Annotated in this window: 8 protein-coding genes and 2 pseudogenes; 6 read left to right on the top strand and 4 right to left on the bottom strand. The window is 70.9% G+C overall.

Annotated features, from left to right (window positions below):
- The 4 genes and pseudogenes from ABT342_RS19440 to pulA all read left to right on the top strand — a co-directional run.
- Window positions 1-211 (top strand): annotated as a pseudogene (locus ABT342_RS19440) (DUF3459 domain-containing protein); the annotation flags it as partial.
- Entirely contained in the window at window positions 199-1,197 is a 999-nt protein-coding gene (locus ABT342_RS19435) for a LacI family DNA-binding transcriptional regulator (protein WP_351574920.1), read from the top strand. The pseudogene ABT342_RS19440 and the gene ABT342_RS19435, both read left to right, overlap by 13 nt.
- A 190-nt stretch (window positions 1,198-1,387) precedes the next feature.
- Window positions 1,388-2,767, top strand: a pseudogene (locus ABT342_RS19430) (alpha-amylase); the annotation flags it as partial.
- A 237-nt stretch (window positions 2,768-3,004) separates the two neighbouring features.
- A complete protein-coding gene (pulA, locus tag ABT342_RS19425) occupies window positions 3,005-8,314 on the top strand; it encodes a pullulanase-type alpha-1,6-glucosidase (protein WP_351574917.1) in 5,310 nt (1,769 codons plus the stop codon).
- Between the two features lie 24 nt (window positions 8,315-8,338).
- Here the strand turns inward: pulA and ABT342_RS19420 are convergent, their stop codons facing one another.
- Window positions 8,339-9,058, bottom strand: a complete 720-nt coding sequence (locus tag ABT342_RS19420) for a TetR/AcrR family transcriptional regulator (protein WP_351574914.1) — start codon at window positions 9,056-9,058, stop codon at window positions 8,339-8,341.
- Window positions 9,059-9,110: 52 nt separating this feature from the next.
- Between ABT342_RS19420 and ABT342_RS19415 the strand changes: the two genes are divergently transcribed.
- Entirely contained in the window at window positions 9,111-9,407 is a 297-nt protein-coding gene (locus ABT342_RS19415) for a hypothetical protein (RefSeq protein ID WP_351574911.1), read from the top strand.
- A gap of 66 nt (window positions 9,408-9,473) precedes the next feature.
- On the opposite strand, the gene ABT342_RS19410 is transcribed toward ABT342_RS19415, so the two are convergent.
- Together ABT342_RS19410 and ABT342_RS19405 are read right to left on the bottom strand one after the other, a co-directional pair.
- Window positions 9,474-10,514, bottom strand: coding sequence for a PDR/VanB family oxidoreductase (locus ABT342_RS19410; RefSeq protein ID WP_351574908.1), 1,041 nt, complete (start codon window positions 10,512-10,514; stop codon window positions 9,474-9,476).
- A complete protein-coding gene (locus ABT342_RS19405; RefSeq protein ID WP_351574905.1) occupies window positions 10,514-11,425 on the bottom strand; it encodes a metal-dependent hydrolase in 912 nt (303 codons plus the stop codon). The genes ABT342_RS19410 and ABT342_RS19405 overlap by 1 nt, the downstream gene beginning before the upstream one ends.
- Before the next feature lie 297 nt (window positions 11,426-11,722).
- Here ABT342_RS19405 and ABT342_RS19400 point away from each other — a divergent pair, with 297 nt between their 5' ends.
- Window positions 11,723-12,985: an RNA-guided endonuclease InsQ/TnpB family protein gene (locus ABT342_RS19400; protein ID WP_351574903.1), complete on the top strand. Its 1,263-nt coding sequence runs from the start codon at window positions 11,723-11,725 to the stop codon at window positions 12,983-12,985.
- Window positions 12,986-13,242: 257 nt separating this feature from the next.
- Here the strand turns inward: ABT342_RS19400 and ABT342_RS19395 are convergent, their stop codons facing one another.
- Entirely contained in the window at window positions 13,243-14,043 is an 801-nt protein-coding gene (locus ABT342_RS19395) for a tyrosine-protein phosphatase (RefSeq protein ID WP_351574900.1), read from the bottom strand.
- Window positions 14,044-14,102 lie beyond the last annotated feature (59 nt).

The following is a 14,102-nucleotide window of genomic DNA, read 5'->3' as shown; positions in this document are numbered from 1 at the left end:
CCTGGGCGCGGGCACGGACGTGACCTGGCTGGACGCCCCCGACGGCGTCCTCGCCCTCGCCCGCGACGGATTCGTCTGCACCACCAACACCACCGGCGAACCCGTCCGCATCCCCGCTCCGGGAGACGTACTGCTCGCCAGCTCCCCGGTGGTCACCACCGGGGAGACGGTCGTCCTGCCCGCCGACACCACGGTGTGGTGGACAGTGTGACCCTCGCCGACATCGCCGCCCAGTCAGGCGTCAGCGAGGCCACGGTCAGCCGTGTCCTCAACGCCAAGCCGGGCGTCTCGGAGGCGACCAGGACGCGGGTGCTCGCGGCGCTCGACGTCCTGGGTTACGAACGTCCCGTACGGCTGCGCAGGCGCAGCGCCGGGCTGATCGGGCTGGTGGTGCCGGAACTCACCAACCCGATCTTCCCGGCGTTCGCCCAGGTCATCGAGCAGACCCTGGCCGGTCACGGCTACACGCCGCTGCTCTGCGCCAAGCAGCCGGGCGGGGCGAGCGAGGACGAGCTTGTCGAACAGCTGGAGGAGAGCGGTGCCTGCGGCATCGTCTTCCTCTCCGGTCTGCACGCCGACACCGCGGCGGACCCCGCGCGCTATGCCGAACTCGCCGCGCGCGGAGTCCCGTTCGTGCTCGTCAACGGCTACAACGAGCGTGTGTCCGCGCCCTTCGTCTCGCCGGACGACCACATGGCCGCGACCATGGCCGTACGCCACCTCGCCGACCTGGGCCACGAACGGATCGGCCTCGCGGTCGGACCCGTACGGTACGTGCCGTCGCGGCGCAAGACGGAAGGCTTCCTGGCGGCGGCCGGACCGGGGGCGGACCGCTTCGTCCGCCACACCCTGTTCAGCGTCGAGGGCGGCCACGCGGCCGCCGCCGAGCTGATCGAGGCGGGCTGCACCGGCATCGTCTGCGGCAGCGACATGATGGCACTCGGCGTGATCCGCGCCGCCCGCGAACGCGGGCTCGACGTGCCGGGCGGACTGTCCGTGGTCGGCTACGACGACTCGCCCCTGATCCCGTTCACCGACCCGCCCCTGACGACGGTCCGCCAGCCCGTCCAGGCGATGGCCTCGGCGGCGGTCGGCGCCCTGCTGGAGGAGATCCGCGGCAATCCCGTGCCGCACACGGAGTACGTCTTCCAGCCGGAGCTGGTGGTGCGGGGGTCGACGGCGCGGCTGTCACGCTGACCGACTCTCCGCAAGAACCTGCAAGAACGGCCGTCACCCGCTTCTCATCGTGCCCGGACTGTTGACCCCGCAACGGTCCGGGCCTACGGTCACCTGCGCAGTGACTCTTGCAATCTTGCAGCAAGAACATTCAATCCCCGCATCCCCACACCTCCACATCCCCCAACCTCCCTGAGCCGCAGGAGGATCCATGGCCAGCAGATCTCTGGCCGCCGCACTCGCCCTGGTGGCGGGCGCGGCGACCGCGGTGATCGCGCCGGCGGGCAGCGCGCAGGCGGCGCCGCCCGGCAGCAAAGACGTCACCGCCGTCCTTTTTGAATGGCGCTTCGACTCCGTCGCCCGGGCGTGTACCGACACCCTGGGCCCCGCCGGATACGGATACGTCCAGGTCTCGCCGCCCCAGGAACACATACAGGGCGGCCAGTGGTGGACCTCGTACCAGCCCGTCAGCTACAAGATCGCGGGACGGCTGGGTGACCGCGCCGCGTTCGCGAGCATGGTCAACGCCTGCCACGCGGCGGGCGTCAAGGTCGTCGCCGACACCGTCATCAACCACATGGCGGCGGGCTCAGGGACGGGCACCGGCGGTTCGTCGTACACGAAGTACGGCTACCCGGGCCTGTACGCCTCCTGGGACATGGACGACTGCACGGCGCACATCACCAACTACCAGGACCGGGTGAACGTCCAGTACTGCGAGCTGGTCGGGCTCGCCGATCTCGACACCGGCGAGGAGTACGTCCGCACGAAGATCGCGGGCTATTTGAACGACCTGCTCGCGCTCGGCGTGGACGGCTTCAGGATCGACGCCGCCAAGCACATGCCCGCCGCCGACCTCGCAGCGATCAAGGCGAAGCTCACGAACCCCGGCGTGTACTGGAAGCAGGAAGCCATCCACGGGGCCGGTGAGGCCGTCCAGCCGACGGAGTACCTCGGCAACGGGGACGTACAGGAATTCCGCTACGCCCGTGACCTCAAGCGGGTCTTCCAGAACGAGAACCTCGCCTATCTGAAGAACTACGGCGAGGGCTGGGGCTACATGGCGAGCGGCCAGTCCGCCGTCTTCGTCGACAACCACGACACCGAACGCGGCGGCGACACGCTCAACTACAAGAACGGCGCCGACTACACGCTGGCCAACGTCTTCATGCTGGCCTGGCCGTACGGCTCCCCGGACGTCCACTCCGGCTACGAATGGTCCGACAAGGACGCGGGCCCGCCGAACGGCGGCACGGTGAACGCGTGCTACAGCGACGGCTGGAAGTGCCAGCACGCGTGGCGCGAGATCTCCTCGATGGTCGCGTTCCGCAACACGGCGCGGGGCCAGGGCGTCACCCACTGGTGGGACGACGGGGCCGATGCGATCGCGTTCGGGCGCGGCAGCAAGGCGTACGTGGCGATCAACCACGAGTCCGCCGCGCTGACGCGTACGTTCCAGACGGCGCTCCCGGCCGGCACGTACTGCGACGTGCAGTCGTCCACGCCCGTGACGGTCAACGCGTCCGGCCAGTTCACGCGGACGTTGGCCCCGAACACGGCGGTAGCGCTCCACGCGGGAGCGAGGACCTGCCCGTAGCGCCTGCGGCGGGCCCTTCCCCACCCCGCCCCTTCCCGAATCGGGGGCTCTGCCCCCGAGCCCCCGCGCCTCAAACGCCGGCGGGGCTGGAGAATCCAGCCCGCCCGGCGTTTGAGGGCACGGCCGAAGGCTGTACGGGGGTCTGGGGGCTTGCCCCCAGTTCGGGAAGGGGCGGGGTGGGGAACAAGCCCGCCGCAGGCGCCCCTCACCCCACCGAAGGAGGACTCACCCGTGACACGCCACCTGCGCGGCAAGCGCAGAACGGTCGCGGCCACACTGGCCGCCGCCCTCACCGCGGCGCTCGCCCCCGCCGTACCCGTCGCGGCGGCGGCCCCGCCGCCCCCACCACCCGCGGACGCGAAGCTCGCCGCCGAGCCCGCCCGGCACGATCTGACCCGTGAGCAGTTCTACTTCGTGCTGCCGGACCGGTTCGCCAACGGCGACCGCGCCAACGACCGCGGCGGACTGACCGGTTCGCGCTCCGAGCACGGCTACGACCCCACCGACAAGGGCTTCTACCAGGGCGGGGACCTGAAGGGGCTCACTCAGCGCCTCGACTACATCAAGGGCCTCGGCACCACCGCCATCTGGCTCGCCCCGATCTTCAAGAACCGGCCGGTGCAGGGCACGGGCAAGGACACCTCGGCTGGCTACCACGGCTACTGGATCACCGACTTCACCCAGGTCGACCCGCACTTCGGCACCAACGCCGACCTGGAGACGCTGATCGACAAGGCCCACGCCAAGGGCATGAAGGTCTTCTTCGACGTGATCACGAATCACACGGCCGACACCGTGGACTACGCGGAGAAGACGTACGGCTACCGCCCCAAGGGCGCCTACCCCTACCTCGATCGGAACGGCCGCCCCTTCGACGACCGGGCCGGGAAGATCGGCAAGGACAAGGTGGACGCGGATTCGTTCCCGTACACCCCGATGGCCGGTGGCGGGAAGGTGCCCGCCTGGCTCAACGACCCCACGATGTACCACAACCGAGGCGACTCGACCTTCGCGGGCGAGAGCAGCGAGTACGGCGACTTCGCCGGGCTCGACGACCTGTGGACCGAGCGTCCCGAGGTCGTCGACGGTATGAAGAAGATCTACGAGAAGTGGGTCCGCGACTTCGACATCGACGGTTTCCGCGTCGACACCGTCAAGCACGTCGACATGCGCTTCTGGACCCAGTGGGCGACCGCCCTCGACGCGTACGCCGCCGAGCGCGGCCGCGACGACTTCTTCATGTTCGGTGAGGTCTACTCCGCCGACACGGCCGTCACCTCGCCGTACGTCACCCGGGGACGGCTGGACGCGACCCTCGACTTCCCCTTCCAGGACGCGGCACGCGCGTACGCCTCCCAGGGCGCCGACGCCGGCCGCCTCGCCCGCGTCTTCGCCGACGACTACCGGTACACCACCGACAAGGCCAACGCCTACGAGCAGGTGACCTTCCTCGGCAACCACGACATGGGCCGCATCGGGACCTTCCTGAAGCAGGACAACCCGGGCGCGAGCGACGCCGAGCTGCTGCAGCGCGCCCGGCTGGGATACGAGCTGATGTTCCTCAGCCGGGGCAACCCGGTCGTCTACTACGGGGACGAGCAGGGCTTCACGGGCGCGGGCGGCGACAAGGACGCCCGTCAGACCCTCTTCGCCTCGAAGACCGGGGACTACCTGGACGACGACCAGCTCGGCACGGACCGTACGCACGCCGATGACGCGTACGACACCGCCCACCCGGTCTACCGGTCCATCGCCGCGCTCTCGAAGCTCACCCGCGAGCACCCGGCACTGCGCGACGGCGTCCAGCAGGAGCGTCACGCCAGGGATTCGGTGTACGCCTTCTCCCGTACGGACGCGAAGTCCCGCACCGAATACCTCGTGGCCGTCAACAACGCCGGCACCGAGAAGACCGTGACGCTGCCCGTGGACGCGGACGCGGCATCCGGCTTCCACGTCCTGTACGGCGGCTCGGGCACCGTGCGCGGCGCCGACGGCCGGATCACGGTCACCGTGCCCGCCCTGTCGTCGCTGGTGCTGCGCGCGGACGAGCCCCTGCCCGCGCCCGCCGCCGAGCCGTCCCTGACCCTGAAGGCGCTCCCCGACGGAGCCCTTTCCGCCGACGTCGCGGGCGGTCGGCTGAACCGTGTCGTCTTCGCCGCCCAGACGGGCAACGGCGCGTGGCGCACCCTCGGCTCCGCCGACCACGCCCCCTACAAGGTCACCCACCACGTCACGGCCCCCGCCGGTACCCCCCTGCGCTACAAGGCCGTTGTCGTCGACAGCCTCGGCCGCACCGCGAGCGCCCGGACCGAGACCACGGCCCGGCAGGTCCCGCCGCCGGAGAAGCCCACGGCCGTCGAGCGTACGTACGCCGTCGTCCACTACAAGCGGCCGGACGGCGACTACGACGGCCGGCAGCTCAAGTCCGGTGCCCTCACCGGGGCCTTCACCGGGCGGGACGCCTTCGGTGCCTTCGCCTGGGTCAAGGTCCCCGAGGGCGCGTCGACCATCCCGTACACCGTCGAGAAGGACGGCGTCGCCGACGGCCCGCAGCGCTCCATCAGCCTCGCCCGCACCGGCGAGGTGTGGATCACGCAGGGTCAGGACGGTCAGTCGGACACCGCACCCGACGGCGTATATCCGCCGCAGGACACCAAGAAGGCCGTGCTGCACTACCAGCGGCCCGACGGCGACTACGACGGCTGGGGACTGCACACCTGGACCGGCGCCGCCCAGCCCACCGACTGGTCCAAGCCGCTGATGCCCGTACGGAAGGACGCCTACGGCGCGGTCTTCGAGGTCCCGCTCGCCGAAGGCGCCACCTCGCTCAGCTACATCGTCCACAAGGGCGACGAGAAGGACCTGCCCACCGACCAGTCGCTGTCGTTCGGCAGCCACGGCCGTGAGGTGTGGCTGCTCGCCGGGCAGCCGACGTACCTGCTGCCGCAGACCGGTGGCGCCCCCTCGCTGGACCTGGCCAAGGCCGAGGCCCAGTTCATCGACCGGAACACCGTCGTCTGGAAGGTCAAGGCGACCGACGCCACCAGCCAGCAGCTCGTGTACGTGCCCCGCGGCGGCATCAAGATCGTCGACGGCGCGCTGAGCGACGAGGGCCAGTGGCTCCGGCTCACTCCCGCCGCGCTGACCGACGCCCAGAAGACCAGGTTCCCGCACCTCAAGGACCACCCGGCCTTCACCGTCGACCCGCGCGACCGGGACAGGGTGCGTGGCGCCCTGCGCGGCCAGCTGATCGCGACCCAGCGGGCCGCTGGGGGTACCTCCCAGGCCGGAGGCTCTGGGGGAGGAGCCCTGCTCGCCGCCACCGGCGTGCAGATCCCCGGCGTCCTCGACGATCTGTACGCCCCGGAGGCGACGCTCGCCGCCCTCGGCCCGGTGTTCCGCGGCGGCCGCCCCACCCTCTCCGTCTGGGCCCCGACCGCCCGTACCGTCGCCCTCGAACTCGACGGGAAGACCGTGCCCATGCGCCGCGACGACGCCAGCGGCGTCTGGTCGGCCACCGGCCCGGCGAGCTGGCGCGGAAAGCCGTACCGGTACGTGGTCCAGGTGTGGGCGCCCAGCGTCCAGAAGCTGGTCACCAACAAGGTCACCGACCCCTACTCCACCGCCCTCACCACCGACTCGGCCCGCAGCCTCGTCGTGGACCTCACCGACCCGGCCCTCGCCCCCAAGGGCTGGACCACCCTCAAGAAGCCGGCCGCCGTACCGCTGCGCAACGCCCAGATCCAGGAGCTGCACATCCGCGACTTCTCCCCGCGCGGATACCTCGGCTTCACCGACCCCGGCTCGCCCGGTATGAAGCACCTGAAGTCGCTGGCCGGGAGCGGGACCTCGTACGTCCACCTCCTGCCCGCCTTCGACATCGGCACCATCCCCGAGAACCCCGCCGACCGGACCACGCCCGCCTGCGACCTCACGGCCTACGCCCCCGACTCCGACGAACAGCAGGCGTGCGTCGCCGCGGCCGCCGCGAAGGACGCGTACAACTGGGGTTACGACCCGCTGCACTACACCGTTCCCGAGGGCTCGTACGCCTCCGATCCGGACGGCACCCGGCGCACGGTCGAGTTCCGGCAGATGGTGCAGGGACTGAACGGCAGCGGGCTGCGCACCGTCATGGACGTCGTCTACAACCACACCGTCGCCAGCGGCCAGGACAGCAAGTCCGTCCTGGACCGGATCGTGCCCGGCTACTACCAGCGGCTGCTCGCCGACGGCACCGTCGCCACCTCCACCTGCTGCGCCAACACCGCGCCCGAGAACGCCATGATGGGCAAGCTCGTGGTCGACTCCGTCGTCACCTGGGCGAAGGAGTACAAGGTCGACGGCTTCCGCTTCGACCTCATGGGCCACCACCCGAAGGCCAACATCCTGGCAGTACGCAAGGCCCTCGACGAGCTGACCGTGGCACGGGACGGCGTGGACGGAAAGAAGATCATCCTCTACGGGGAGGGCTGGAACTTCGGCGAGATCGCCGACGACGCCCGCTTCGTCCAGGCCACGCAGAAGAACATGGCGGGCACGGGCGTGGCGACCTTCTCCGACCGGGCCCGGGACGCGGTCCGCGGAGGAGGCCCGTTCGACGAGGACCCGGGCGTCCAGGGCTTCGCCTCCGGCCTGTTCACCGAGCCCAACGCCTCGAAGGCCAACGGGACCCCCGCCGAGCAGCGGGCCCGGCTCCTCCACTACCAGGACCTGATCAAGGTCGGCCTGTCCGGCAACCTCGCCTCGTACGCCTTCACCGACACCGCCGGCCGTCAGGTCAAGGGCTCCGACGTCGACTACAACGGCTCCCCGGCCGGCTACGCCGCCGCGCCCGGTGACGCCCTCGCCTACGCCGACGCCCATGACAACGAGACCCTGTTCGACGCGCTCGCCTTCAAACTGCCGCCCGGCACCTCGCCGGACGACCGGGCGCGCATGCAGGTCCTCGCGATGGCGACGGCCGCGCTCTCCCAGGGGCCCGCGCTGTCCCAGGCGGGCACGGACCTCCTGCGGTCGAAGTCGCTGGACCGCAATTCGTACGACAGCGGCGACTGGTTCAACACCATCCACTGGGACTGCCGCGCCGGCAACGGCTTCGGCCGGGGACTGCCCCCGGCGGCCGACAACAAGGCGAAGTGGCCCTACGCCAAGCCGCTGCTGACGTCCGTCAAGGTCGGCTGCCCGCAGATCACCGGAGCCTCCGCCGCCTACCGGGACCTGCTGCGGGTGCGTACGAGCGAGCCGGTCTTCGGCCTGGACACCGCGCAGGAGGTGCAGTCCGCGCTGTCCTTCCCGCTCTCGGGCCAGGGCGAGACCCCGGGCGTGATCACCATGCGCCTCGGCGACCTGGTCGTGGTCTTCAACGCCACACCCGAGCGGCAGACCCAGCGCGTCGGCGGCCTCGCCGGGACGGCGTACGCGCTGCACCCCGTGCAGGCCGCCGGTGCCGACGCCGTCGTCAAGTCGGCGTCGTACGAGGCTGCTTCCGGCACGTTCGGTGTGCCGGGCCGCACCGTCGCGGTCTTCACCCGCGGCTGAACCGGGACCTGAACCCGGAGCCGGTCAGACGCGCTGCTCCGGCACTCGCACCGTCCGCGGTGCGAGTGCCACGAGCCGGCCGACGAGGTCCGCGAAGGGCCCGTCGGCCGGCTCGTCCGCGAGGATGCGCAGCAGTACGCCCGCCATCTCGTGGTCGTACGCCGCCGACACGGCCGTCAGCGCCGCGAAGTCGTGCACCAGCTGGAGCTCCAGCTCGCCGCGCGGGATCTGCCGCCCGTCCAGCCAGATCAGCGCGGTCGACTCGGCGAGCGAGACCCAGGACCGCACGATCAGCCGCAGCCGCGCCGGCGGCTGCTGGATGCCGAGATGGGCCAGAATCTGGTCGTACGCGGCCTGCCGGACCTCGTCGATCATGGCGTTGGTGGTGGTCGAACCGACGGCCGGGCCGCCGCGCATCAGCGCCGAGAAACCCGGCCCGTGCTCGTCGACGAAGTCGAAGAACCGCCCCATCACGCGCAGCAGCCGGGCCCCGAGCGGCCCTTCGTGCGGCTCCTGGAACCGGGCCGCCAGCTCGTCCGCCGCGCGCCGCAACGCTGCCTCGTACAGGCTCTGTTTGCCGGGGAAGTAGTGGTAGACCAGCGGCCGGGAGATGCCCGCGGCGGCGGCGATCTCGTCGATCGACACCTCGTCGGGGGAGCGGTGGCTGAACAGCTCCAGCGCCACTCCGATCAGCTGCTGCCTGCGCTCCTCGACGCCCATCCGTCTGCGCACCCCGGTCGTCATGCGAACAGCCTAACGGTCAGCCGTAGATCAGCGTCCGTTACGCTCCCGGGATATGACCGCATCTGACCAGGAGACCCCGGCGCAGCAGCCCGTGGGTATGAGCCCGCGCCAGGCCCGGATACTCCGCATCACCGCCGCTTCCGTACTGCTCGTGGCGATGGCGGCGGTGCTGGCGGTGCGGCTGGCCAGCCGGACGTCCGTCCTCGTGGTCGGGGTGTACGGACTGGCCATGATCCTGTGCGGCGTGGTGATCGAACTGAGCCGTCACGGACGTACCCGGCTGGGCACCTATCTGCTGGGCGCGGGCCTGGCGGCGGCGCTGGTGGCGGACTGGCTGCTGCTGCCCTGACCCTCCCGGAGGCCCTTTGAGGGCGCTTTGGATGCGCTTTGGGAGCCCTTTTTGGGGGTCCGGCCCTCAGAGGTCCAGGACGAGCCGGTCGCCGCGGCAGCGTGAGACGCAGATCAGCATCGAGTCGTCCCGCTCGGTGTCCGTGAGCAGCTCGTCCCGGTGGTCGATCTCGCCCTCCAGCACCCGCTGTTGGCAGGTACCGCAGAAGCCCTGCTCGCAGGAGTACGCGAGGTCCGGCAGCTCGTCGCGTACGGCGGCGAGCACCGACCGGTCGGCAGGGACCGTGATCGTGCGGCCGAGGCGGCGCAGTTCGACCTCGAAGGCGCCGCCGGATGCCGCGTCGGAGGCGGCCGTGAAGCGCTCCAGACGCAGCTCGCGGCCCTCGGGCAGGGCGCCCGCGACCGCGTCCATGAGCCCCTCGGGGCCGCAGCAGTAGACCACCGACTCGGCGGGCAGTTCCGCGAGGTACCCGAGGTCGGGAGGGCCGAGCACGACGTCCGCTCCCAGCTTCTCGGCCTCGTCGAGGAACGGCATGCTCGCCCGGTCGCGCCCGCAGTACAGCAGCCGCCAGTCGGCACCCGCCGCCCGTGCGGCGCGCACCATCGGCAGGATGGGCGTGATGCCGATGCCGCCCGCGACGAAGACGTACGAGGCGGCCTCGACCAGCGGGAACCGGTTGCGCGGCCCGCGGATCTCGACCTCCGTGCCCTCGTGGAGCTGCTGCGCCACCTCGCGCGAGCCGCCGCGGCCGTCCTCGATGACGCGGGTGGCGATCGTGTACGTGCGGGCGTCGGCCGGGTCGCCGCAGAGGGAGTACTGCCGTACGAGGCCCGAGGGCAGGACGAGATCCAGGTGCGCGCCGGGCTCCCAGGCGGGCAGACCGTCGCCCTCCAGCCGGAGCTGGACCACGCCTTCGGCGGGGGAGGTGCGCTCGGTGACGAGGACGCGGTGGGAGGAGGGCCTGCCAAGGCCCCGGCCGCGGCCCGATATCGGCTCTTCCAGGGCGGGCAGGGGCCAGAGCGGGGACGCCTCGATGCGGCGGCGCATGGCCCGCCTGGCGAGCAGGGCGGCTCCGGCGACGAGGACCAGGGTGAGGGGCCGGGGCATCAGCGGACTCCGTTCTGGCCGTTCCGGCCGTTCCGGCTGTTCCGGCCGTTCTGGCCGTTCGCGCCGGGGGAGTTGGCGAGGTACGCGACGGCCTGTGCGGTACTGCCTTCCTGGGACGGGTGGTACGCACGGCTCAGATAGCGGGGGATCGACCGGAGCATCGAAGGTGTGGAGGGGAGCGTGCCCTGGTTCCCGGCCCGGTAGAAGTCCCGGAAGCTCGCCCTGCCGTCCCGCAGCGAGGGGTCGTTCTCCATGAAGAAGCGGGCACCGCGCTGCCAGAGGAAGACCAGCGCGGAGAACGCCGTCGCCCAGGTCCGCACCCGGCGCCGGTAACTGCCGTCGACGTGCATGAACAGGTCGAAGGCGACCGAGCGGTGCTCGACCTCCTCGGCGCCGTGCCAGCGCAGCAGGTCCAGCATCATCGGGTCGGCGCCGCGCCGGTCCAGCTCGTCGGCGTTGAGCACCCAGTCGCCGAGGAAGGCCGTGTAGTGCTCGATCGCGGCGATCAGCGCGACCCGTTCCTTCAGCCACCACTCACGCGCCCTGCCGGGCGGCAGCGTGCGGTCGCCCAGCAGCTTCTCGAAGAGCCAGTCGACCTGCGCGGTGTACGGGGTGGGGTCCAGACCCAGCCGTTCGAGGTGGGGCAGCACCTCGTCGTGGGCCTGCGAGTGCACCGCCTCCTGGCCGATGAAGCCGATGACGTCCTCGCGCAGCCGGTCGTCGTGGATGAGCGGCAGTACCTGCTTGTAGACATGCACGAACCAGCGCTCGCCGGCGGGCAGCAGCAGGTGCAGCACGTTGATGGTGTGGGTGGAGAAGGGGTCTCCGGGTACCCAGTGGAGCGGGGTCTCCTCCCAGGTGAAGGAGACCTTGCGGGCCTTGAGCGCCGCAGCGGGCTGCGTATTAGACATGGCGTCAATGTACTGACGGGTACGCGCGGGCGACAGGGGCCTGCACGCGGTTTCCAGGAGTCGGCTTTCAGTCTGTTCTTGCGAGGAACCCGGGGCTTCAGTCCTGGGAGGAATCGCATCCTTTCCGTCGCGGCGCGGAGCGCCGCGGTATCGTTGCTGGTTGCCCGGTCGCGGAGTGGCCGGGTGTTGTCTCCGGCGAGGCCGGGGGATGGTACACACGGTGAAGGGTTCACCCGGTCGGGTGATCAGGGGCGAACGTGCGGTGGGTGGTCGTATGTGTGTGTACGTTGGGTGATCGTGAAGCTGACGGTGCAGATCAGGCTGCTGCCGACGCCGGTGCAGGCGGCGGCACTTGAGGCGACGCTGCGCGCCTGTAACGAGGCTGCTACCTGGGCCAGCGGCGTGGCGTTCGAGAAGGACGTGAAGCGGAACTTCGCGCTGCGGGAGCACGCTTACGGTGAGATCCGGGCCCGGTGGGGGCTTGGGGCGCAGGCCGCCCAGCACGTGATCAAGAAGACGTGTGACGCGTACGCCACGCTGAAGGCGAACCTGAAGGCGGGAAATCTGGGCAGGCCGGGCTCGAAGCGGTACCGGAAGGCCACGGGAAAGCCGATTGCCTTCCGGCCGGAGGGCGCGCAGCCGTATGACGACCGGATGCTGTCCTGGCAGATGCCCGAACGCCGGGTCTCCCTCTGGACCGTGGCCGGGCGCATCAAGGACGTGGCGTTCACCGCCTCCCCGGAGCAGTTGGCCACGCTGGCCCTGTACCGCAAGGGGGAGTCGGATCTGCTGGTGCGGGACGGCATGTGGTTCCTGCTGGCGACCTGCGAGGTCCCCGAGGCCGCGCCGAACACCGACCCGGTGGACTTCCTCGGTATCGACCTGGGCATCGTGAACATCGCCACCACCTCGGACGGCGAGATCATGGCCGGGCGCGAACTGAACCGCATCCGCACCCGGGAACGGACCCTGCGCACCAAACTCCAGAAGAAGAACACTCCCTCCGCCAAGCGCCGTCTGAAGAAGCGCAGGTGCAAGGAGGCGCGGCGGGCACGGGACATCAACCACAAGATCGCGAAGCATGTGGTGGCCGAGGCAGAACGCACCGGTCGCGGGATCGCCCTGGAGGACCTGACGGGCATCCGTGAACGGGTACGGCTTCGCAAGCCCCAACGGGCCACCCACTCCAGCTGGTCGTTCCACCAGCTGGGGCAGTTCATCGGATACAAGGCCCGCCGGGCGGGGGTGCCGGTGGTGTACGTCGATCCGGCGTACACCTCGCGTACCTGTGCCGAGTGCGGGCACGTCGACAGGGCGAATCGGGTCTCGCAGGCCTGGTTCGCATGTCGGTCCTGCGGATTCGTTGATCACGCGGACCGGAACGGCTCCCGCAACATCCGCGCCCGTGCGTGGGAGTTGTGGCGACACGGGGCCCTGTCAACGGCCCCCGCCCCACCACCGCAACAGCAGGGCGGGGCCGGACGCGAACGCAGCATCACCGCCAGTGATGCCCGTTACGCAAACCCGACGCTTCCAACAAAGTCCTTTGGCGCCAGGTAGTTGACCAGAACGAGGGAATGGTCGGATCGTCACCAGCGTGACGGGGAGTGCGGTGGGGGCACCCCTAGGCGAAGCTCTGGGGGAGTTTGAGGACACGCTTGCAGGCCGTACGGGAGTCTTGGGGGCTTGCCCCGGTTCGGGAAGGGGGGTCCTCCCCCACGCACTCTGGGGGTCCTCCTATGCCCGCAGGGCGGGGAGGGCAGGGGGCAAAGCCTGCCGCAGGCGCCCCGGTCACAGGCCCCCACCCCGCACGCCCCCTACCCCCGCGAGGCCAACCGCTCGCGTACCCGCTCCACCACCTCGTCCCCCACCCCCAGCCCCTCCCTCACGTACCCCTCCATCGACCCGTACCGCCGCTCCGCCTCCTCCAGGCCCGCCGTCAGATACTCCGAGGTCACCCCGACGATCGCGAGCGCGATCTCGGGGTCGCCGCCCTGGGCGGTGAAGCCCTCCACGAGAGGGGCGAAGGCCAGCCGGACTCCCGGGTTCACCGAGAGGTACTCCTCCTCGATCGTCGCCCCGTCCGCCCCCAGCACGCTCAACAGCACCGTCGCGGCCCAGCCCGTCCGGTCCTTGCCCGCCGTGCAGTGGAAGAGCACCGTCCCCGCGTCCGGATCGGCCAGCTCCTTCAGGAACGCCCCGTACCCGAGCCGGGCCGACTCGGTGGAGACGAACGCCCGGTACGTGTCGGCGAACAGCGCTTGCGCCCGGCCACCGCCCAGCTCGCGCTCGGCGGTGGCCGGATCGGCGAGGACCTCCCTCAGCCGGGCGGCCGCCGGCAGGGCGCCCGACCTGAGGCGGTCGGCGAGCACGTCGGCGACCAGGAGCCGCCCGCCCGCCGGGAGGTGGTCGGGGCGGGCCCGGCGCTCCGCCTCCGTCCGGAAGTCGACGACGGTACGGATCCCCAGCGCCGCCACCGCCGGATCGGTGCCCGCGTCGAGCCGGTCGAGCTGCCCCGAGCGCAGTACCAGCCCGGACCGCACGACGCGCCCGCCGGACAGCGGGGTGGAGCCGAGATCGCGGAGGTTCGCGACGGTGGTGGCGGGGATCGCGGTCATGACGGCGGCTCCTGCGGTCTGCGTTCGTCTCCGCAGTCGTGTCTGCGGTCTGTGGTCGT

The sequence above is a fragment of the Streptomyces sp. NPDC000410 genome (assembly GCF_040300305.1).
Classification (GTDB): domain Bacteria; phylum Actinomycetota; class Actinomycetes; order Streptomycetales; family Streptomycetaceae; genus Streptomyces.
This window is presented reverse-complemented; position numbering and strand designations above follow the sequence as displayed.

What these genes read in the sequence shown, in the direction of transcription:
- ABT342_RS19410 (WP_351574908.1), bottom strand. Translation starts at nt 10,514, where the DNA reads ATGCCCCGGCCCCTCACCCTGGTCCTCGTCGCCGGAGCCGCCCTGCTC.
- ABT342_RS19405 (WP_351574905.1), bottom strand. Translation starts at nt 11,425, where the DNA reads ATGTCTAATACGCAGCCCGCTGCGGCGCTCAAGGCCCGCAAGGTCTCC.
- ABT342_RS19395 (WP_351574900.1), bottom strand. Translation starts at nt 14,043, where the DNA reads ATGACCGCGATCCCCGCCACCACCGTCGCGAACCTCCGCGATCTCGGC.
- ABT342_RS19415 (WP_351574911.1), top strand. Translation starts at nt 9,111, where the DNA reads ATGACCGCATCTGACCAGGAGACCCCGGCGCAGCAGCCCGTGGGTATG.
- ABT342_RS19420 (WP_351574914.1), bottom strand. Translation starts at nt 9,058, where the DNA reads ATGACGACCGGGGTGCGCAGACGGATGGGCGTCGAGGAGCGCAGGCAG.